Source organism: Pseudomonas yamanorum (genome assembly GCF_900105735.1).
GTDB classification, from domain to species: domain Bacteria; phylum Pseudomonadota; class Gammaproteobacteria; order Pseudomonadales; family Pseudomonadaceae; genus Aquipseudomonas; species Aquipseudomonas yamanorum.
The window spans coordinates 859,379-880,415 of sequence record NZ_LT629793.1 but is presented as its reverse complement, the minus strand read 5'-3'; the positions used below and the strand labels follow the sequence as shown (position 1 = coordinate 880,415).

The 21,037-nt window shown below is 60.4% G+C and carries 16 protein-coding genes and 1 pseudogene; 7 read left to right on the top strand and 10 right to left on the bottom strand.

All coding sequences use genetic code 11. From position 1 onward, the window contains the following. Window positions 1-456: 456 nt before the first annotated feature. Window positions 457-1,764 carry an IS4 family transposase gene (locus tag BLU46_RS04310; protein WP_081253266.1) on the top strand — a complete coding sequence of 436 codons (1,308 nt, stop codon included), beginning with the start codon at window positions 457-459 and terminating at the stop codon, window positions 1,762-1,764. Window positions 1,765-1,914: 150 nt separating this feature from the next. Here the strand turns inward: BLU46_RS04310 and BLU46_RS04305 are convergent, their stop codons facing one another. After that, window positions 1,915-3,402 (bottom strand): aldehyde dehydrogenase family protein, encoded by a 1,488-nt coding sequence (locus tag BLU46_RS04305; RefSeq protein WP_093198973.1) that lies wholly within the window; start codon window positions 3,400-3,402, stop codon window positions 1,915-1,917. 228 nt (window positions 3,403-3,630) lie between these two features. On the opposite strand from BLU46_RS04305, the gene BLU46_RS04300 reads away from it, so the two are divergent. Together BLU46_RS04300 and BLU46_RS04295 are read left to right on the top strand one after the other, a co-directional pair. Continuing rightward, window positions 3,631-4,800, top strand: coding sequence for a p-hydroxyphenylacetate 3-hydroxylase oxygenase component (locus tag BLU46_RS04300; RefSeq protein ID WP_017478931.1), 1,170 nt, complete (start codon window positions 3,631-3,633; stop codon window positions 4,798-4,800). Between the two features lie 59 nt (window positions 4,801-4,859). Continuing rightward, window positions 4,860-5,336 (top strand): annotated as a pseudogene (locus BLU46_RS04295) (flavin reductase family protein); the annotation flags it as partial. Window positions 5,337-5,507: 171 nt separating this feature from the next. Here BLU46_RS04295 and BLU46_RS04290 read toward each other — a convergent pair. Beyond that, window positions 5,508-6,836: an alginate export family protein gene (locus BLU46_RS04290; RefSeq protein ID WP_093198966.1), complete on the bottom strand. Its 1,329-nt coding sequence runs from the start codon at window positions 6,834-6,836 to the stop codon at window positions 5,508-5,510. 217 nt (window positions 6,837-7,053) lie between these two features. Between BLU46_RS04290 and BLU46_RS04280 the strand changes: the two genes are divergently transcribed. The 3 genes from BLU46_RS04280 (at window position 7,054) to feaR (ending at window position 10,189) form a co-directional block, all read left to right on the top strand. Further along, the gene (locus BLU46_RS04280; RefSeq protein WP_003219898.1) at window positions 7,054-8,553 is read left to right on the top strand and encodes an APC family permease; all 1,500 of its coding nucleotides are present in this window, start codon (window positions 7,054-7,056) and stop codon (window positions 8,551-8,553) included. After that, the gene (locus BLU46_RS04275) at window positions 8,534-9,118 is read left to right on the top strand and encodes a DUF3156 family protein (RefSeq protein ID WP_093198963.1); all 585 of its coding nucleotides are present in this window, start codon (window positions 8,534-8,536) and stop codon (window positions 9,116-9,118) included. Before BLU46_RS04280 ends, BLU46_RS04275 begins: the two co-directional genes overlap by 20 nt. 117 nt (window positions 9,119-9,235) lie before the next feature. Next, window positions 9,236-10,189 carry a transcriptional regulator FeaR gene (gene feaR / locus BLU46_RS04270; RefSeq protein ID WP_093198961.1) on the top strand — a complete coding sequence of 318 codons (954 nt, stop codon included), beginning with the start codon at window positions 9,236-9,238 and terminating at the stop codon, window positions 10,187-10,189. A gap of 60 nt (window positions 10,190-10,249) precedes the next feature. On the opposite strand, the gene BLU46_RS04265 is transcribed toward feaR, so the two are convergent. From BLU46_RS04265 to BLU46_RS04230, 8 genes are all read right to left on the bottom strand, one after another. Beyond that, the gene (locus BLU46_RS04265) at window positions 10,250-10,552 is read right to left on the bottom strand and encodes a contact-dependent growth inhibition system immunity protein (protein ID WP_017478937.1); all 303 of its coding nucleotides are present in this window, start codon (window positions 10,550-10,552) and stop codon (window positions 10,250-10,252) included. Next, complete coding sequence (locus BLU46_RS04260) at window positions 10,549-15,213, bottom strand: RNase A-like domain-containing protein (protein ID WP_093198958.1); 4,665 nt, start codon at window positions 15,211-15,213, stop codon at window positions 10,549-10,551. Before BLU46_RS04260 ends, BLU46_RS04265 begins: the two co-directional genes overlap by 4 nt. Window positions 15,214-15,387: 174 nt before the next feature. Further along, window positions 15,388-16,149: an SDR family oxidoreductase gene (locus tag BLU46_RS04255; protein WP_093198955.1), complete on the bottom strand. Its 762-nt coding sequence runs from the start codon at window positions 16,147-16,149 to the stop codon at window positions 15,388-15,390. Beyond that, entirely contained in the window at window positions 16,142-16,942 is an 801-nt protein-coding gene (locus tag BLU46_RS04250) for an SDR family NAD(P)-dependent oxidoreductase (protein WP_063031569.1), read from the bottom strand. The genes BLU46_RS04255 and BLU46_RS04250 overlap by 8 nt, the downstream gene beginning before the upstream one ends. Next, window positions 16,935-17,756: a molybdenum cofactor biosynthesis F family protein gene (locus tag BLU46_RS04245; RefSeq protein WP_093198952.1), complete on the bottom strand. Its 822-nt coding sequence runs from the start codon at window positions 17,754-17,756 to the stop codon at window positions 16,935-16,937. The genes BLU46_RS04250 and BLU46_RS04245 overlap by 8 nt, the downstream gene beginning before the upstream one ends. An 86-nt stretch (window positions 17,757-17,842) precedes the next feature. Then, on the bottom strand, window positions 17,843-18,502 hold the full coding sequence (locus BLU46_RS04240; protein ID WP_093198949.1) for a helix-turn-helix transcriptional regulator: 660 nt from the start codon (window positions 18,500-18,502) through the stop codon (window positions 17,843-17,845). A 51-nt stretch (window positions 18,503-18,553) separates the two neighbouring features. After that, window positions 18,554-18,919: a cupin domain-containing protein gene (locus BLU46_RS04235; protein WP_076016036.1), complete on the bottom strand. Its 366-nt coding sequence runs from the start codon at window positions 18,917-18,919 to the stop codon at window positions 18,554-18,556. A 121-nt stretch (window positions 18,920-19,040) separates the two neighbouring features. Then, window positions 19,041-20,339, bottom strand: coding sequence for an NAD(P)/FAD-dependent oxidoreductase (locus tag BLU46_RS04230; RefSeq protein WP_093198946.1), 1,299 nt, complete (start codon window positions 20,337-20,339; stop codon window positions 19,041-19,043). Window positions 20,340-20,534: 195 nt separating this feature from the next. Here BLU46_RS04230 and hpaR point away from each other — a divergent pair, with 195 nt between their 5' ends. Beyond that, window positions 20,535-20,957 (top strand): homoprotocatechuate degradation operon regulator HpaR, encoded by a 423-nt coding sequence (gene hpaR / locus BLU46_RS04225; RefSeq protein ID WP_093198943.1) that lies wholly within the window; start codon window positions 20,535-20,537, stop codon window positions 20,955-20,957. Window positions 20,958-21,037: the final 80 nt, after the last annotated feature.

The window sequence follows — 21,037 nt, the reverse complement described above, 5'->3', positions numbered from 1 at the left end:
TTCCATCGCAGGCAAGCCAGCTCCCACATTTGAACCGTGCCCGCTTTAGCTTTTGATTTTGCTCTTCAACACTCAAGCCGGCCGGTAGGCCGCTGTGCTCTTGATCTGCTTTTGATCTTGATCTTAGGCGGCCCGTTAAACCACGCTGGCCGAACGCAGGCTTTGGAGCGTGGGTAACCCGGCAGGACGCCGGGTTAGCCGCGCTGGGCCAAGGATGGCCCATCGCGGCGGCCCACGGTCCAAAGCCGGAGTGAGGGCACACCGAGCCTGGGCGAGGTGCCGAGTGGTGGGGCAAGAGCGTTTTGCTTACTTTTGCGCTTTTCAAAAGTGAGCCGCTGTAAGAGCCATCCCTTTCAAGGTCTTGGTTTAAAATCCCCTAACCAATCCAGTCAGGACGACGAAACTATGTGGGAAAAGGTTTTAGAACGGTTTGAAAAACAGGCTCCGGCCAGCGTCATGACCAAGTTGATATTAGAGCAGGCAGTAGATGCCGCTTGGGTTGACAAGGTGTTCGATGATCACCGCCAACGGCAGTACTCACGTGAGCTTTTGTTTTCAACCGTTGTTGAGCTGATGTCCCTTGTTTCATTGGGCTTGAGGCCGTCGTTGCACGCGGCGGCGCGCAAGATGGAGGGCCTTTCGGTCAGTGTTTCGGCACTCTATGACAAGATCAAGCGAACCGAACCCGAGCTGCTTCGCGCCCTCATTTCGGGCAGTGCCGAACGTTTGATACCAACCGTCGAAACGCTCGGCCATTCATCGATCCTGCCCGGCTGGCAGTTGCGTATTGTGGATGGCAACCACTTGCCGGCCACTGAAAAACGTCTAGGCGCTCTGCGCAATGAGCGCGGCGCAGCGCGCCCAGGATTTTCAGTAGTTGCCTACGATCCGGATCTGGATTTAGTCGTTGATCTTCAGCCGTGGGAAGATGCCTACGCCAGTGAGCGAGTCAGTGTTTTACCGCTGCTGGCCCGCGCATGCGCGGGCCAGTTGTGGATGGCTGACCGGCTCTATTGCACGCTGCCCATCCTGCAAGCCTGCGAGGACACGGGGGCTTCGTTCATCGTTCGCCAACCCAGCAAGCATCCACGCCTGGTCCAGGAAAGTGAGTGGCAAGACTCAGGGACGGTCGATAGCGGAACCGTTCGCGAACAAATCATCGAAGTGAAGGGTGGCCGCCGCTGGCGACGTGTTGAGTTGAGCCTGCAAACGGCGAATGACTCAGGTGATTTGGTGATGTGGTTCTGGAGCAATTTGCCCGACACCATCGGTGCCCGGCAGATAGCCGATTTATACCGTCATCGCTGGAGTATCGAAGGAATGTTTCAGCGCCTTGAGTCGGTACTGGACAGTGAAATTACAGGCCTTGGCAGCCCGAAAGCCGCGCTATTGGGCTTTGCCTCGGCGGTCCTGGCTTACAACGTTTTGTCGGTTCTCAAGCGTAGCGTTGAGCAGGCGCACCGCGAAACGCAGCCAGAGGGTTGGCAGGTTTCGATTTTCCATTTGGCGGTGCATGTTCGCAGTGATTATCAAGGCTTGCAGATCGCATTGCCTGCGGAAAATTTCCCTCTTGAAAAGACTCCGCAAGGGCTGGCAGAGCGATTGCTGGCCCTGGCAAGGATGATCAAACCTAAGTCCGTAGCAAAAAGCCCTCGTGGCCCCAAAGTAGCCAAGCCCAAGGAGTGGCTGGAAGGTAAGGCAGCACGGGCGCATGTCTCAACAGCTAGGGTGCTTAAGGCGGCCAAGTCGGATAAACGTACTTAAACATGGCCTTAAACGGACTTTTAAACGCAGACCTTGAAAGGGATGGCTGTAAGAGCGGAACCAATAGAGGCCATCACCCAAATAACGGATATGCCCCCGCCACGCATCCTCCCCCAGCGATAACGCCCCGACAGGCACTCCGCATGCCGGTCAGTAGCGAATCATCACCGATTTGAGCTCGGTGTAGTCCTCGATAAAAGCCCCGCCAAACTCCCGCCCCACCCCCGAAGACTTGTTGCCGCCAAACGGCACCGCCGGGTCGAGCATCGTGTGCATATTCACCCACACCGTCCCCGCGTTGATCGCCGGCACCATGCGCAGGGCCTTGCTCAAATCGTTGGTCCAGAGGCTGGCGCTCAGGCCGTAAGGCGTGTTGTTCATCAACTCCAGCAGTTCTTCCTCAGTGTCGTAGGGGAAAAACGTCGCGATCGGACCGAAGGTTTCTTCGTTGAGCAGGGTGTCGTTGATCGTGTTGGCGAGAATCACCGTCGGCTCCACGTAGCAACCGGGCCCGTCGATCCGCTTGCCGCCATGGACAATCGTATTGTTCTCGGCCCGCGCCGTGGCGAAAAACCCTTCGAGTTTCTGTTGGTGCTGACGGTTGGTCACCGGGCCGAACTCGGTGCGTTCGTCCAGCGGCGAGCCGATGTTCAAGCGGCACAGGCGTTGAGCCAGCTTGTCCATGATCGCCTCGATCTGCGAGCGGTGGACGAAGAAGCGTTCAGCGGCCGCGCAGATTTGCCCGGAGTGCAGGAACCCGGCTTCGATGATCCCGTTGACCGCCTTGTCGAGGTCCACATCCCGCAGAAACCCGGCCGAGTTTTTACCGCCCAGTTCCAGGGTCGCCCGGGTCAACCCGGCGCCCATGGCGCTGCGGCCCACCGCGATGCCGGTGGGCACCGAGCCGGTGAACGAAACCTTGTCGGTGTCCGGATGCTCCACCAAGCCTTTGCCCACAAGGCCGCCACCGGTCAACACGTTTAGCACGCCCGCCGGCAGGCCGGCGTCGATGGCCAGTTCGGCGATGCGCAGGATAGTCAGCGGGGTGAACTCGCTGGGCTTGATGATGATGCTGCAACCGGTCACCAGCGCCGAGGCGAGTTTCCAGATGGCGATCATGGTCGAGAAATTCCACGGCACGATGCCCACCACCACGCCCACCGGTTCCCGCAGGGTGAAGGCGGTGTAGAGCTCACCGGCGAAGGAGGGCAGTGACGGGGTGATGGTCTGGCCGCTGATCTTGGTGGCCCAGCCGGCGTAGTAGCGCAGGAAGTGCGCGGCCTGGTCCACCTCGAACGCCCGGGAAATCTGGATGATCTTGCCCGACTGGCAGGTTTCGATCTGCGCCAGTTCTTCGCGGTGTTGCTCCAGCAGGTCAGCGAGTTTCAGCAGCACATTGCCGCGCATGGCTGGCGCGACCTGGGACCATTGCCGGAAGCCACGCCGGGACGATTCCACGGCCGCGTCGATATCGGCAAGGTCGGCATCGGCCACGTGGGCGATCACTTCGCCGGTGGCCGGGTTGATCACCTTCAGGGTCTGGCTGGAGTGGCTCTGGATGTAGCCGCCGTCGATAAACAAGGCATGGCTTCGACGGAGGAAGGCCTGGACTTCAGGCAGCAGCGCAATATCGCTCATGGGAATTTCCTGCTCGCAAAAGCCCGAGGTTAACCAGCGCCGCCGGGCCAGGCTTGTCTATGCCTGCCGGGCGATATGTCTGTGGCTGCCAGGCCTGTGGAAAGTGCAATCTTGGCTGTGGAAGGTGCATTTTCCGGTGTGATCGCCGGCTCCATACTGGCCCCACATCCAGCGTCGTTCGTTGCTTTGGAACGCCAGCCGGACATCCAATAATAAGCAGGGCCGTCCATGAAAAAGCCAAACCCGCTCCTCGAAGACCTCAAGGCGATTCTGCCGACCATCGCTGCCAATGCCTTTCAGGCCGAGCAGGACCGCAAGGTTCCCGACGAGAACATTGCGCTGCTCAAGAGCATCGGCATGCACCGTGCCTTTCAACCCAAACCCTTTGGCGGCATGGAAATCTCCCTGCCGCAATTTGCCGACTGCATCGCCTTGCTCGCCGGCGCCTGTGCCAGCACCGCCTGGGCCATGAGCCTCTTGTGCACCCACAGCCATCAACTGGCGCTGTTTTCCGCGAAGTTGCAGCAGGAAGTCTGGGGCGATAACCCGAACGCCACGGCCAGTAGCAGCATCGCGCCGTTTGGCCGCACTGAAGACGTTGAAGGGGGTGTGCTGTTCAGCGGTGAAATGGGCTGGAGCAGCGGTTGCGATCACGCCGAGTGGGCGATTGTCGGGTTCCGTCGTAAAAATACCGAAGGGACTCAGGATTACTGCTTCGCGGTGTTGCCACGCAGTGACTATCAGATTCGCGATGACTGGTTCGCCGCCGGCATGAAAGGCAGCGGCACCAAGACCCTGATCATCGACAACGTATTGGTGCCCGAACACCGCATCCAGAAAGCCAAGGACATGATGGAAGGTAAGTCCGCTGGTTTCGGTTTGTACCCCGACAGCAAGATTTTCTACTCGCCGTACCGTCCGTATTTCGCCAGCGGTTTTTCCACCGTCAGCCTGGGCGTGGCCGAGCGCATGCTTGAGGTGTTCCGCGAGAAAACCAAGACCCGCGTACGTGCCTACACCGGCGCGGCGGTGGGGGCCGCGACCCCGGCGTTGATGCGCCTGGCGGAGTCGACCCACCAGGTAGCCGCCGCCCGGGCGTTCCTGGAAAAGACCTGGCAGGAACATGCTGAACACAGCGAACAGCACCGTTACCCGAGCCGCGAGACCCTGGCGTTCTGGCGCACCAACCAGGCATACGCCACCAAGATGTGCATCCAGGCGGTGGACCGCTTGTTCGAGGCCGCCGGTGGCAACGCGTGGTTCGAGCACAACGAAATGCAGCGCCTGTTCCGCGATTCCCATATGACTGGCGCCCATGCGTACACCGATTACGACGTGTGCGCGCAGATTCTGGGGCGTGAGCTGATGGGGCTTGAGCCTGATCCGAGCATGATTTGAAGCCGACCCGGCCATCACAATAATCAGGACTGCGCGTTGATGCAGTCCGGGAGTCTTGCATGTCTGATAACAGTTTCGACCCACGGGCCTTTCGCCGGGCCCTGGGCAACTTTGCCACCGGCGTCACGGTGGTCACTGCCGCTGATGCCAGCGGGCGCAAAGTGGGAGTTACCGCCAACAGCTTCAACTCGGTGTCCCTGGACCCGCCGCTGGTGCTGTGGAGCATCGACAAGCGCTCCAACAGCCACGAGGTGTTCGAGCAGGCCAGCCATTTTGCGGTCAACGTGCTGGCGGCTGACCAGATCCACCTGTCGAACAATTTTGCCCGGCCTAAAGACGATCGTTTCGCCGAAATCGAATTTGAGCCGGGCGAGGGTGGCTCACCGGTCTTCGCCGATTGCTCGGCGCGGTTTCACTGCGAGAAGTACCAGCAGGTGGACGGTGGTGATCACTGGATCATGATTGGCAAGGTGGTGGCGTTTGATGATTTTGGGCGTTCGCCGCTGCTCTATCACCAGGGTGCGTATGCGCGGATTGAGGAGCGGCAACCGTAGGGCGAACACCTCTATCGAGGATTGATGCCGCTTGAATGTGGGAGCTGGCTTGCCTGCGATGGCATCACCGCGGTGTCTCTGATGTACCGAGGTGTCTGCATCGCAGGCAAGCCAGCTCCCACATTTGATCTTCATTAGCTCATTGCATCTGCGTTAGAACGGCACTGCCACGGTGACTTGGCTATAAACGTTGGTGCCATTGCCACCCACCTGGTTGCCGCCGTTGCTCTCATCCTTGTTGGGCTTGTACAGGCCCAACAGCGGCGTGACGATCAGGTGTTCGTTCACCGCCCACTCCGCGTACAGGTCCAGTTCGCGCCCATCGAGGTTGAGCATGCCGCCCTTGCTCAACGTCTTGTAATCGAAGAACAGCGCGCCGACGGTCACGCTGTCCAGCGGCTTGATCTTTAACGCCACGTGCTGCACCTCGGTGTTGGTATTGAACGGCCCCGAGTAATTGCCAGCCACTTCGCCCTGCACCCAAGTGCCATAGCCACGGTTGAAGCCCGAGAACATCGCGTCCCAGTTTTTCGAATAGCGGCTGTAGCGGTAGGTCAGGTCCGGCGACCACGGCAGCGCGGCGAAGGTATAACCGGCCTCGGTGTACCAGGCCTTTTCCGGGCCGGCGTCCTTGTCCTGCCAGGCGTATTCAAAGGAAAAATGCGCGTTCTCGATCCCGGCATTGCCGGCGCCCCGCAGGCTGTAGATGTTCATCCCGGCGCGCTGTTTTTGCAGGTCATTGGCATAACGATTATCGACGCTGATCCCATGGATATAGGTCAATCCCACGGTGCCCGGCGCGGCGGTGTAGTCCAGGGTGCCGGCGGCAATTTCGGTATTGGCCTGGGCGCGGTTGTCGGACTTGATCCACATCACGCTGCCATGCACGCCGTCCTTGCCCCCCAGGCGTAACACGGCGGTTTGATCGAAGGCGTGGCGCGCGGCGATGTAGTACGCGCCGCCCCGGTTGAACTTGCCGTCATCCACGCCCTTGCCCAGGTTCGGGCCGTCGTCGTTGATGATGAAACCGTCGCCGAGCATGATGATCTGGCGGCCGAACGACAGGTCCACCCCATCCTTGCCCAGCGCCGGAAACAGTTCCCCCGAGCGCCAGCCAGCGAAGGCTTCGTCGAACTTGGTGGTGCGCTCGCTGCCGGTGGTCACGCCCGACGCATCACCCTCGCCCCAGGTGCCGGAGCTGACCAGGTTGGCCGTGCCATACAGGCTGCCCAGGGCACCGAAGCGCTGGTCAACGCTCAAGCCATACTTGATGAAACCTTCACGCCAGGTGGAACCGCCGGTAGTGCCGTCATAGTTTTTGCGGCTGTTGAACATGCCGTACACCGCGAGGAAATTGCCGGTGACCTTGGTGTCGTCATCGGCATACAGCTCAAACGCCTGGGCCGATGAGTCGATGACCATCAGCGCGATGCCCAGGCTGATGGCCCTGTACAGGTGACGGGTTTGTTGTGTGTGCTGCATTGTTATAGTCCCCAACAAGGTGAATTGAGGGAGCATTAGGGCGAGCGCCACCGCGCCAAGTCTTTCCCCTGCGTGCCAGGTAATTGACCCTGGTCGCCAGCGGCGGGACAGTGGCAGGCAGCAACAAAACCGGCGGCAGCCAGGAGCAAGACGATCAGCCAGGGCGGGGCGCAGAGTGCCAATACTTCTAAAAATCCGCTTCTTGAGGATCTGCACCATGTCGATCAACGACCGGCTCACCGAACACTTGAAACGCGGCACGGTGGGCTTTCCCACGGCGCTGGCGAGCACCATTGGCCTGATCATGGCCAGCCCGGTGATCCTCACCGCAACCATGGGGTTTGGCATCGGCGGCAGTGCCTTCGCGGTGGCCATGTTGATCGCGGTGGTGATGATGCTGGCCCAGGCGACCACCTTCGCCGAAGCCGCCTCGATCCTGCCCACCACCGGTTCGGTCTACGACTACATCAACTGCGGCATGGGCCGGTTCTTTGCGATCACCGGCACCTTGTCGGCGTACCTGATCGTGCATGTGTTTGCCGGCACCGCCGAGACGATCCTGTCCGGGGTGATGGCGCTGGTGAACTTCGAGCACCTCAACACCCTGGCGGAATCCGCCGGTGGTTCGTGGTTGCTCGGGGTGGGCTTCGTGATTGTGTTCGGGGTGCTGAATGCGTTTGGTGTGAGCGCGTTCGGCCGGGCCGAGATCATCTTGACCTTCGGTATGTGGACCACCCTGATGGTATTCGGCGTACTGGGCCTGATCGCAGCCCCGGCGGTGCAGCTGGATGGCTGGTTCGGTGAATCCCTGGTGGGCACCGACCTGATCACCATCCTGTCGCTGGTGGGCATGGCGATGTTCATGTTCGTCGGATGCGAGTTCGTCACGCCGCTGGCACCGGACCTGCGCAACTCGGCCAAGGTGATGCCCAAGGCCATGGTGCTGGGGTTGCTGGGGGTGGCCACCTGCATGTTCATCTACGGCGCCGCCATGAAGCGCCAGGTGGAGAACGTATTGATCGACGCGGCGGGCGGGGTGCACCTGCTGGATACGCCGATGGCGATCCCGAAATTCGCCGAGCAGGTGATGGGCAGCATCGGCCCGATGTGGCTGGGCATCGGCTTCCTGTTTGCCGGGGCTGCGACCATCAACACCCTGATGGCCGGTGTACCGCGGATCCTGTACGGCATGGCGGTCGACGGCGCGTTGCCCAAGGTCTTCACCTACCTGCACCCGCGCTTCAAGACACCGCTGCTGTGCATCCTGGTGGCGATGCTGATTCCGTGCCTGCACGCGCTGTACCTGGGGGGCAACACCGACAACATCATGCACCTGGTATTGGCCGCCGTGTGTGCCTGGAGTTTTGCTTATCTGCTGGTGACGTTGTCGGTGGTAATCCTGCGGATTCGCCGGCCGGATCTGCCTCGCGCCTACCGTTCGCCGTTCTTTCCGCTGCCGCAGATTCTGTCGAGCATCGGCATCCTGCTGGGCATGTGGTTTATCACGCCGCCGGGGATGAACCCTGCTGACATCTACATTCCCTTCGGCGTGATGCTCGGTTGCACGGCGGCGTACGCGCTGTTCTGGACCCTGGTGGTGCAGAAGGTCAATCCATTCAAGCCCGCCTCGGTGGAGGAGGTGTTAGCCAAGGAGTTCGCCCATGAGCCAGGTCAGCCGCACAACGGGTATATCAGCCATGCTGCAAAAACTGTCTGAGCTGTTCAGCGCCCGGCGCGCGCCTGCCGGTTATCGTCCCGGCGTTACGCTGGAACACCTGCGGCGCAACCTTGGCCTCGCCGGTTATGCGGTGTGCGGACCGACGACGGCCCGGGTGGCCCTGGACGAGCTCGGATTGCAACTGGAGATCGTCGAACGCACCGAATCGCAGCTGTTGATGCATCTGGTGATGACCGAATTCGTACTGCGCCTGCCTGCCTCGCAGCAGGGCACGGCAAGCTTCGAACTGCACCACACCGGGGCCGTCCGACGCACTGGAATCCGCTGTCGGCAGCGCTCGGGAGACAAGGAAGTGTCAGGCGTTCTGCAAGCCGAGTTGCAGGAGGGCAGTGCGTTGTATCGCGCCTTGATGCCGCTGGACTTCAAGCGCCTGCGCATCGACCTGGTGGATCACCAGTGGTGCGTGCGGCTTGAGCATATGGGCGGCAGCGAGGTGGTCAATCGCATGCCGGCGTTCCGGCGCTATATCGCCTTGAGCAGCGATCAACGTGCCTGGCTGCTGGACGCCTTGAGCGGTTTTCAGCGCGCATTACAGGCCCACTGACCGCAGGATCTGGCATCAATAGTGCAACCACCTTGGCAGACACGTACTTGTTGCGCGCATATAGATAACATGTTAACTATTGCCCGACAAAAACAAAAAGCCAAGGTGGAAACTACCATGAGCATGCAACAGATTGGGCAAGACGGGCTGGACCGCTGGACCCGGGATCTGCGCGCGGTTTGCGGTCACTTCGACACAGAACTGGCCTTCAACCGCTCGTTGTTCATCGGTAATATCACCACCTTTTCCCGCGGCGGTTTGCCCCTGGCCAACTTGCGCACCAACGCCGGCCTGATCAAGCGCCCCAAAGCCCGCGCCGACCACGATGACGACCAGAACTGTTTCCTCGTCAGCCAGCGCAGCGGCTACTGCCAGATCACCCAAAACGGCCAGAGCGTGCAACTCGCCCCCGGCGAATTACTTTTGATGGACTCGGTGGGCTCCATCGACATCACCCCGTTCGGACTGATCGAACATGCCTCACTGTCCTTGTCCCGCGCAGAGGTGTGCAAACAGTTCGGCAACCAGCCCAAGACCTTCGGCAAAATATCCTCAAGCAAAGCCTGCGGGCGCATGTTGCATGTGCTGATGGACCAACTGTGCAAAGACGCGTTGAACGGCGAAGGCGCGGTCGGCGAGGGGCAGGCGTTGCAATCGGCGTTTGTCTCGCTGCTGGGGTCGGCGTTTGAGCAGGAAGATGATGAGCGGGACGATTGTGGCGGGTTGCAGGGCAGCAATCTGCGCAGCTATGTGCAGAAGGTGATTGATGAGTCGTTAACCCAGCCAGGGTTGAGCCCGGTGGGGTTGGCGAGTCGGTTGAACATCTCGGTAAGGCATTTGTATCGGTTGTTTGAGGAACAGGATGACAGTGTGTGCCGGTATATCCAGCGGGCGCGGTTGAAGCGCAGTGCGGATGATCTGACCAACCCGTTTTTGCGCAGTGAGTCGATTACGTCGATTGCGTATAAGTGGGGGTTTACGGATTCGGCGCACTTTAGTCGGTCATTCAAGAAACAGTTCGAAGTGTCGCCGAAGGATTTTCGGGCGGGGCGGTTGCAGCAGGTGGGGTAGGGGAGGAAGAAGGGGCTTTCCGAGTACCTTCTTCATTATAAATATCTTAAAAGATCGAAGTTATTCGCCTCTTTGGTTGAAAAGCGCGTCAATGTGCTCCAGCCACAATTTCCCGCTTTTCCAATCGTGAGGATAATAGTAGCCACAGCCAATATCTGAGAATAAAAAATGCTGTAACGCTTGCTCCGTCTTGTTGGCATGTAAAAGAGCTTTTAACTCAAGGTGTGCGGTTTTAAAGGTCTCTGTTGAGGATTCAGTTATAAAGCTTAGGATCACATCGTCCGCACTATCAAACTCATCAACCCAATCCTGATTGAAGTAACCCGCGAGAAGTTGCTGCAGCTGTGAATAATCTTTATTCATGGATTCGGATATCCGGTCTGAATTCTATAGCCATCGGGCATGCTTTTATCTTTGTACAAAATCAGGTAGATCTCCCGTCCGGGGACGGTTGTTTTTGCACCTCGCTTCAGGCTGGTTCCAACTGGTTGAGGAGACTTTTGAGTAATAACAATTTTTTTGTCCTTTCCTTTAACGAACGAATTTATTTTGGTTTCGTTGCCTGCTATCACGCTTGATATGGCTGACTCGGCTGTCGCGCGATCAGGGAAGGTAGATGCCGTAGGCACATGAGGCTCATTTTTAAGACGTGTTGCCAGTTGTTGGTCAGTTCTACCAATGTGCTTTTGCATCAAATGTCCTCCGGCAGCTTCGTGAGCAGCTAAACCTCCACCAGGAACAATTTCGCTATAAGGCCCATCGGCGACTATTTGGCCTGGGCAGGCTGTAGCTTTACAGCTCAACCCCAACGGATCTACCCACCCCGTCGGGCTGGGCACGTACTGGTATCCGTTTAGCCCACCCGCCAGCTTCACGGGATCGGGCGTCAGGTAGCGGCCAATGTCCGGATTGTAGTAGCGATGGCGGTTGTAGTGCAGCCCGCTTTCCGGGTCGAAGTATTGGCCCTGGAAGCGCAGCGGGTTGGTGAGGGTGTTGACGTCCAGCTTCGCGATTTGGCCGTAGGCGCGGTAATGGGCGGACCAAACGATTTCGCCGTCGGGCGCGGTGAGTTCCTGCGGGGTACCGAGGTGGTCGAGTTGGTAGTGGAAGGGTTTTACGTCTTCCGGGCCGTAGCCTTTGAGCAGCGCTAACGGGCGGAAGCTGTTGAGTTCGTAGATATAGCTTTGGTGGTGATCGGCGTTGTGTTCGGCGATCAGTGCGTCGCCTTGCCAGAAGAATTCGGTAGTTTGACCGTTCACGACTTTTGCGACGCGCCGATCAAAAGGATCGTAGCGGTAGCTGGCTTGGGTGCCGTCGGGTTGGGTGACGGCAATCAGCCGGTGCTGGCAGTCGTAGCGGTATTCGGTGACCAGTTGTTGAGCGCGGCCCCGGCGTTCGCGCAGGAGGTTGCCGAAGGCGTCGTAGTCGTAATGACGGTCGCCTTGCATCAACAGCCGGTTGCCTTTGACGACGCTTGGCCCGACGCGGTCTTGCATCAGCAGGTTGCCCGCTGGGTCGTGGACGAAGCGTTCCTGCACGTCGTGCGAGTGGTTGGCGCGGGTCAGGCGGTCGAGTGGGTCATAGTGGTAGTCGTGCTGGCCTTTGCGGGTGTCGAGGATGCGGGTGAGGTTGCCGCGTTTGTCGTAGTCGTACTGGCGGCGCTGGTGGCGTTGTTCCTGTTGGGTGATGGCGTGGGCGTGCAGGCGGCCCTGGTCGTCGTAGCGGTAGTGGCTGAGGAGTTGGCCTTGCTGGCGTTGGTGCTCGCGGCCGGATTTGAACAGGTGCGAGGTGAGCAGGTTGCCGTTGAGTTCGACGGTGCCGAGGTCGCCACCTTTGTCGTGGTGGAAGGCCAGGCGGTTGTTGTCGGGCAGGCGCAGGTAGTTGAGTTGGCCGCATTCGTCGTAGCCATAGCGCAAGGTGCCCCAGCCCTGGTGCTCGGCAGTGAGGCGGTTTTGCAGGTCGTATTCGTAGTGCAGCGGCCAGTGGCCGTCGTCGACGCTGAGGAGGTTGCCGAGGCGGTCGTAGGTGTAATTGACGCTGCTGCCGTCAGGCAGGGTTTTTCTTACGAGGCGCCCGGCCGCATCGCGCGCATAACCGGTAACCAGCTGACTGCCATCGTCGCCGTACTCGGTCTTTTCCAGCAGATGCCCGGCGAGGTCGTAGACATAGGCAGTACGGCGCCCATCAAAGCTGGTTTCCTGTTGGATCAGGCCGTTGGCGTGGTACTCAAGCCGATAGGTTTCGCCGACCTCGTTTTCGATTTCGGTCAGTAACAACCGGGCATTGTCGTAGCGGTATTTGAGCTGCGTGCCGTCCGGATTAATCCGACGGCTGATGAGGTGCAGACCGTCGGCATACTCATAGCGCGTAACCCGACCCAGCTCGTCGCGCTCTGCAGTGATTTTTCCGTACGGGTTGTAGCTGAATTCGCGAGTGGCGCCGCCCGGTTGAATTACCTTCAGCAAGCGACCTACGGCGTCCCACTGATACTGAGTCAGCGCGCCATGCTCATCCTCGCAAGCCACCTGCCGCCCCAGGTCGTCATAGCGATAACGCCGCACTCCGCCATTCGCCAGCTTCTCTTCGGTGAGCTGGCCACTTTCGTTCCAGATCAGCCGCTGACTGCTGTTGTCCGGATACCAGACCCCGGTAAGCTTTCCGTGTTGGGTGTAGGTGTATTCGGTGTAGTTACCATCCGGATCAGTCTTGCGGGTGATATCGCCTTGATCGTTACGCTGGTATTTCCACACCGCGTCACCACGGCGTACAACCCGTACGAACCCGTTGTCATGCTCGTAGGACGTGGGTGCATCGTCACCGGGAAACAGCGCAATCAACCGACCGGCTTCGTCGTACTGATACGCCGTCACCGCCCCCAGCGGGTCCTGCTCGACCGTCAGCCGGCCTTTTTCATCGTAGGATTTGAAGTGCTGCGCGCCGTCCGGATCGATCCGCTGCACCAACCGTGCGCGCTGGTCGTGAACGTAGACTTCCTGGCTTCCATCGGCGTTGTGTACGGTGACAGTGCCGTTGTCGTCCCACACATACCGCGTGTCCATCTGCGAAAAGCTGGCCCAGTGGCGGACACACCTTGCAGCCTTGCCAGACCGTTCCCACTCCCAAAAGAAACTCGCCCCACCGGCCAGTTCCCGCTCCAGGATTACCTGCTGATCGTCGTATCGATAACGCTCGCTTTCGCCTACCGCGTTGGTTGCTTCGATCAACCGCCACGCATCGTCGTACTTGTAGGCAACAACGTTCTGCTCGGTAACCCAGCCGATTTCCCGCTGCACCTGATAGTCGACCGCAACGATGTGTCCACGGTCATACCGCAGCAGCAATCCTTGGCCGACATGGTTATCGATCCGCTGAATTCGTCCGGAATAGTCTCGGGAAATGCGCAGCCGGTTGTCATACGCGTCGCTGATCGACGTCAGCACACCGTTGCGGAAATGGTAGAAAAGCGACGCCTGAGCCAGCACCAGTTCATCGGGCAACGAGCCCAGATAAATCGCCGCTTCCGCCAGGCTATTGGTGATGGCTGGCCGTGCAGCAGAGGGCAGGGGAAACGTGGTGCTGCGGTTTTCGTGATCGGTCCACACCACCGATTCGCCGCTCACCACCAACCGCTGAGCCAACGAATGACTCCAGCCAAACCCCAACCCGCAATCCAACTCCACGGCACTGCTGCGATACAACCGCGTCCAGGCAAATGGCAGCACACCCTCCAACGAGCCGTCAGTGAGGGTCAGCAGTTCCTCACCGGTAACCATCGACACCGGGCAGCCATTGGTACAGGTGCTAGCAGAACAGGCCGAAGCATCCCCATTGGGGTTTTTCGCCGAAGCCGGGGAATCATCCACAGGCTCCTGCTTCACCAGCGTCGTGCGAGCCGTCGGCTCCCGCACCATCGGCGCCGGATTCGAAACCTGATCTGGACCAACCTTCAACGGCACCGCCGCCGCCTTCACCGGCACGGCATGACTCTGAAGCGATAACGGCTTAAGCACCTCCGCATGCCCATCCAACGGGGCCGTACCACCCAGCTTGGCAATCTGCTCCAACCACTCCCGTGCCTGCCCGGACTTGACCTTGCCCAGCACCTGCGCACCCAAGCGCACCGCCACACCCATGCCACCGGTAGCCCACAGCAACAGCAGGTTGAGCAACACCTCGGTGGTGATTTCCCCCAGCAACTCAACCATGTAGTGCGGCGGCAGCATACGCATCCAACTGACCATCGCGGACAGGTAGATGAACAGCAGCGGCTCGTCGCTGAGAATCAACAACCCTTTGGCAATCGCCTCATTACTGAGCTTCAGCAGCGCTTCAAGCTCAGCCTGGGAGAGGTACTGCAGCAATTTTTCGCTGTTGGGCCTGATATCTGCCAGCCACTGGTACAGTTGCGCAATACCGTCCCACAGACCGTAAAGCACGTTGCCAAATCCTTGCGCGTACGCCAGTTGCAGCGAGGTGTAACGATCGACAAAGCCGGCCTTGGAATAGCTCTCCCATATCGGCCTGAACGTGCTCGTCCACTCGCCACGCAAGCGGCCTTCCAGCGAGCTGATCTCGGACTGATAGGAGGCATACAGCGCCTTGACGTGGTCCCTGGAAACGTTGGGGTAAAAGCTGACCCGGTACTGCCGGTCGACGGTGCACTCGGTGACTTCGAGAATGCCGCTGGGGCCGATGGTTTTATGGATGGGGTCGCCGAGGGCGCCACCGTCTTGCGCGACTTCCTGCAGCATCACCGGCGTATTACCGATGGGCACGAACCGCGCGCTCTGGAACATATGCACCAGCTTCAACGACGCGTTGGCTTTGCAGGTCGCGACGGTGCTGCTGGGATAAAGAGAACGGGTGATGGGCGCAACCAGCGCAACTTCATCCCCCACCTTGAACACCTGCTCGACATCCAGCGCCGAGAAGCTCCAGAAGCTCTCGGCCCAGGCGTCGTAGGTGTTCAGGCAATGTGTGAAGTCGTTGAGAACCCCATCGACGTCGCGCGTCGTCGGGTCCATCGCCGCCACGACCAGAAAGCCTATCGCGGGAATCAAGAGGCAGCCCCATCGGGCAGGGCATTCATCGGAAAAGACATCGGCGTTCCCTCGCACTGTGTGATCAGGCGAGGGACTTTGCAGCGGTTCTCAAGGCGGGGGAGTAGAGGTTATCCGGCCGTTCGGTAGGACGTTTCGTTAAACCTCCGGCAAGGTCGAGCCGCCGTCCACCACCAGCGTTTGCCCGGTGATGTAACCCGCCAGGTCCGATGCCAGAAAGAGCATCGCCCCGGCAATATCCGCTGGCGCACCCAACCGTCCCAGCGGCACCCGGCTGGCGATTTGTGCGTTCATCTGGTCATCCCCCAGGTTGCCCATGGCCGGGGTGGCGATCATGCCGGGCTCCACACCGTTGACTCGCACATTCAAGCCGGCCAGCTCCAGCGCGGCATTGCGAATGAAACCGTTAACCCCGGCCTTCGACGCCGCATAGTGACTCAGGCCCGGAAATGCCACCCTCGGCCCAGTGACTGAAGATGTGACCAGCACGCAGCCCCGACCCTGGCGACGGAACATCGGCAACGCCGCCTGGGTCAGCCAGAACAACGCCGAGAGATTGACCGCGAAGGTGCGGTCGAGCATCGCCGGAGTGATTTCGGCAAAGGGCGTCAGCGGAAAATACCCGGCGTTATGCACCAGAATATCCAGCCGCCCCCAACCTTGTTCCACCCCTGCAATCAGCGCGAAAACCGCAGCCGCATCCGCCAGATCCACAGTCACCGCTTCCACCTGGGCGCCGCGCCCGCACAGCTCCAGCGCGAGTGTGTGGGCCAGTTGCAGATCGGCGATCATCACCCGCGCACCCCGCAGGGCGAAGGCTTCGACGATGGCCCGGCCAATGCCCTGGGCGCCACCTGTGACCAATACGTTGCGGCCAGTGAAGTCCAGGTCTTCATTCATCACGTTGCTCCAGATGCGCATAGGCCAACGTCGGCACATCGACGATGCTCGACCCCCCGTCCGCCACCAGCGTGGCCCCGGTAATGATCGATGCTTCACTGGAGGCCAGGAAGCGGCACACCCTGGCGATTTCTTCAGCACTGGCGGGCCGGCGCAACGGCACATCGGCGCACACACGGTCATAGGCGTGTTGCAGCGTCTCACCGTGAAAATCCATCAACGGCTGCATTTCTTCATCCGCCATCGGCGTGCGCACCCAGCCCGGGCACACCGCGTTCACCCGCACCCCGCGCGGGCCGTAATCCCGGGCCAGCGAACGGTTGAGTCCAAGCAACGCATGTTTGGCCGTGGTGTAGCCGCACACCTCGGGCCCGGCAGCCAGTGAGGCAATCGAACCCATCAACACGATGTTGCCGGCACTTTCCAGCAGCAGCGGCAGGCACGCACGCGCGCTGTAGAACGCGCTGTCGAGGTTGCTGCGCAGCGCTGCTTCCCAGGTCTGCGGGCTAGTATCGGTGGCGCTGCCCAGGCCGTGGCCGCCCGCACAGGCCAGCAGCACATCAAGACGCCCATAGCGCTGGCGAATCTGCGCGATAAAACCGTCCCAGGTCTGCGGGCAGGCTGCATCACCCACCAGCACCACCCCGCCGGTTTCCCGCGCGACCTGCTCCAGCGGCTCGCGACGACGGCCGATCAGCACCACATGCGCACCCTCGGCGGCGTACAGCCGGGCGCACGCGGCACCGATGCCCGTGCCGGCCCCGGTGATCACAATCGTGCGCGGCTCAGTCATCGGGATGCTCCGTGCGATTGAGCACCTGGCAGTAGGAGCTGATAGGGAAGTTCGACAGCTCATCGAAGGAGGCGTCGGCATAGCCGAAGATCTTGCCGTCGCTGCGATGCTGTTGCAGGTCGATCAGCACCAGGCCGAGGGTGGGGATGATTTTTTCGCGCCAGACGAACAGGTACAGCTGGTCGGCGATCTTGTAGTAATCGCAGCGGTCGGTGTCGCAAAGGCCTTGCTCGACACCCTTGAGGCATTGCCAGGCGTAGAACTGGTGGTTGAGGTAGATGTGCTCGTAGACCTCGCTCGGGCTGTAGCGGTACTGGTTGCGCAGGCCGGTCAGTTCGGTGGTGGGCGCGTGGGGGCACTGGCCGGCTTGCCAGGGGCGGTCGAGACTGCCGTGGAGGAATTCCACCTCCACTGAAGTCAGCGGTTTGCCGGCCAGGGCTCGGCTGTAGAGGCCTTCGCGGGTTTGTTCCTGGGTGGGCATGCGCCCGAGTACGGCGGTGAACGAGGCGCTGGCGCTGTCGAGCACCAGGCTGACCGACCAGGCTTGGGCACCTTCGCGCTTGATGAAATCCACCAGGTACAAGCCGGGTCGCACCGAGGTCGCGCGGTAGGTTGCGCTGCCGCTGGAGTGACCGTCGGCGGCGACCCAGGACAGGCTATCGCGTTCGAAGCGATGCTCGATCTGCCAGCCATTGGCGAAGTACAGCGTGAAGGTCTTGCCGCTCAGGTCCGCCAGGTTCGGCAGGATGAACGCCTCGGGGGCGAAGCCGTCGGCCAGGGCGCCCACGGTGATCCAGTCAGAAGGGGTGGTCATTTGCGATGCTCCGGTTGGGTGGGTGAACACCTCGGATCATCACTCCCGGGAGCAGGCCCGGGTATCAACCGGATGGTTGAGGCAGGCTACAGAAACAGGCTGCCCACCAGCTCGGTGCGGCTGCTGACGCCGGTCTTGCGAAACAGGTTGATCAGGTGGGTCTTGATGGTGGGCAGGCCGACGTCCAGCTCTCGGGCCAACTGTTTGTTGCTGGCGCCCTGGCGCAACAACAGGGCGATCTGGCGCTCCTTGGGCGTGAGGTTGGCCAATGCATCTTCAGCGGGCTGCATATTGGCCACGGCCAGCTGCAACAAGGTTTGCAGGGCGTTCAACTGAGCCAGTTGCTCGCCGGTAAAGGCGCCTTGATCGGCGGTGCGCAACAACGAAATCGCCGCCTGGGGTTGGCCGTCACGCTGGGCGAGGATCTCCACCACATCCACCACGCCATAGCGCCGCAGAAAATCCCCATAGCGCCGGGTATCCCGCGCCGGCTGGCGGGCCATGGCAAAGCCCAGCGGCACCACTGCCAGGCCACTGGACAGGCAGTTGCGCGGTTGCAACGGGTCGAATTGGCGATAGTTGTCGAGGTAGTCGCGGTGCATTTCGCCGCTCATGCCGTGCAACTGGAAATCCCGGGCTTGCAGCTGGCGGTCGACGCAATAGAACGCGGCCTGGCTGACCGGAATCAAGCGGGTGAAAGCCTGCAGGCACTGGCCGGCGACTTCGTGGGCGGGGAGAGCGTGCATGGGGGGCACCTGCGCCAAAAGGCTACCGACGGGGGCCGGCAGCCGGGGCCATCACACCACGGCGAAGTAGTGTTTGACGAAACTTTCGCTGACCACTTCCCACAGCACCGGGGTGCCCTTGGTCACGAACCAGCTGTCGCCGGCCTGGTAGCGGGTGCTCTGGCCGGTGGATTCGTCAGTGAGTACCACTTCGCCGGTGACCACGGTGGCTTGTTCGGCAAACGGGTAGACCATGCGGAACTTGCCCTGGGTGGTGCCGAAATAGGCGCTGCTGACCGGGTCGGTGGGGGCACCAAAGGTCATTTTGCCGAAGGCCCGGACTTCGCCTTCGAGGATGGTCGAACCGAGGTCGGCGACGGTGCCCCAGGCGTCGAGTTCGGATAGCTGGATGTCTTTCTTGAGGGTAACGAGGGTCATAGCAGTTGCTCCTGATGATGAAAAATAGGAGGGGAATGGGGGCGCTGGCGTCCTGGATGAACGCGGCGCCTTTGGGTTTTTTGCGAGCAAGCTCGCTCCTACAGGTGTCAGGTGTGGGGTTTTAGCGGCGGCCGTTCCAATAACCGGAGAGCTGGTGCCAGGACTTGCCGGCGGTGAGCAGCAGTGGGCGGATCGCGTCCTTGCCGATGATGGTCGGGCGGTGGATCGAGCTGACCAGGTCATACCGCGCCGAGCCTTCGCTCATGCCTTCGGCCAGCACCTTGCAGATGATGTGGCTCGGCGTCACGCCGAAGCCCGAATAACCCTGCACATAGAACGCGTTGCTGCGCCCGGGCAGGGTGCCGATTTGCGGGAACAGGTTCGGGCTGCAGGCCATCGGGCCGCCCCAGGCCAGGTCGATCTTCACGTCCTTGAGGTACGGGAAGATCTTCAGCATCAGGTTGCGGTTCCAGGCTTTCAAGTCGCCGGGAATGTGCTCCACCAACGGTGTGGCGGCGCCGAACAGCAGGCGGTTTTCGTGGGTGACGCGGTAGTAGTCGATCACCGGGCGAATGTCGCTGTAGGCCCCGCGAATCGGGCTGATGCGGTTGATCAGCTCTTCCGGCAACGGCTCGGTCATCATCTGAAACGCGTAGGTGTTGATGGTCGAGCGGTGCAGTTCCGGTTCCAGCTTGTTGAGGAAACTGTCGCAGGCCCACAGCAGCTTGCTGGCCTTGACCGAACCGCGACCGGTGCGCACGGTGATGCGTTCGCCGTAGCTGACTTCCAGCGCCGGGCTGTTCTCGAAAATCTGCACGCCGTGGCCGGCCAGGGCCTTGGCCTCGCCCAGCAGCAGGTTCAACGAGTGCACATGCCCGCCGCCCATGTGCAGCAGGGCGCTGCTGTAGGCGTCGGAGCCGATGATCTGCTTCACGTCGGAACCGCCAAGGAAGCGGATCTCATGTTGGGTGTTTATGGACTTGAAGTCTTTTTCCCAGGCGCGCAGGGTCTTTTCCTGGCGGGCGTTGAAGCCCATGTAGCCGTAGCCGTGGCAGAAATCGGCATCGATGTCGTACTTGGCGATGCGATTCTTGATGATGTCGGCGCCCAGGTCGCTGATCTCGAAGATCTGGCGCAGGCCGTCTTCACCCACGTCCTTCTTGATCTTCTCCAGATCGTGGCCGATACCGGCCATGATCTGCCCACCGTTGCGCCCGGTGCCGCCAAAACCCAGGTAACGCGCTTCCAGCACGACGATGTTGGTGATGCCTTTCTCGGCCAGTTCCAGGGCCGTGTTGATCCCGGAAAAGCCGCCACCGATGATCACCACGTCGGCTTCCACGTCCTGTTCCAGAGTGGGGAAGCTGAGGTTGTATTTCTTGGTCGCCGTGTAATAGGTCGGCGTTTCGATATTGATCATTGCGCTGCCTGACAGTGAAGAGCTAATGAGTGTATTAAGGCCGTTGGCGCGCTGGATGTCTTGATTCTGTGTGCCGCCGGTTTTGATCCTGCGCGCCAGAGCCTTCGCCGGCTTCAGAAGTTATAGCGTGCGGCGGGGAGTAGAGTGTTAGAGTTTCGTTAAAACATTAACTAAATCTATCGTGACCCTGAGCCTATGTTGAAACCCAGACAATCCCTGACCTTGACCCTGTTGCAGGCCCGCGAAGCGGCCATGAGTTTTTTTCGGCCGTCGCTGAATGAGCATGGGCTGACCGAACAGCAATGGCGGGTTATTCGAATTCTCAGCCAGCATGACGAATTGGAGATTTACCAGTTGGCCGAACTGGCGTGCATTCTCAAACCGAGCATGACCGGCGTGCTGGTGCGCATGGAGGCGGCGGGGATGGTGCACCGACGCAAGGCCGAGCAGGATCAGCGGCGGGTGCTGGTGACGCTGGCGGAGAAGGGCAAGGCCAGTTTCGAGTCGATGAGCCAGTGTATGGAAGAGAACTACCGGCGCTTGCAAGAGCAGTTTGGGGAGGAGAAGTTGCAGGTGTTGCTGGGGTTGCTGGATGAGTTGAAAACCATCAAACGCTGACACACCGCCGATCCAAATGTGGGAGCGGGCTTGCTCGCGAATGGGTGGGTCAGCCAACAAATCTGGAACTGATACACCGC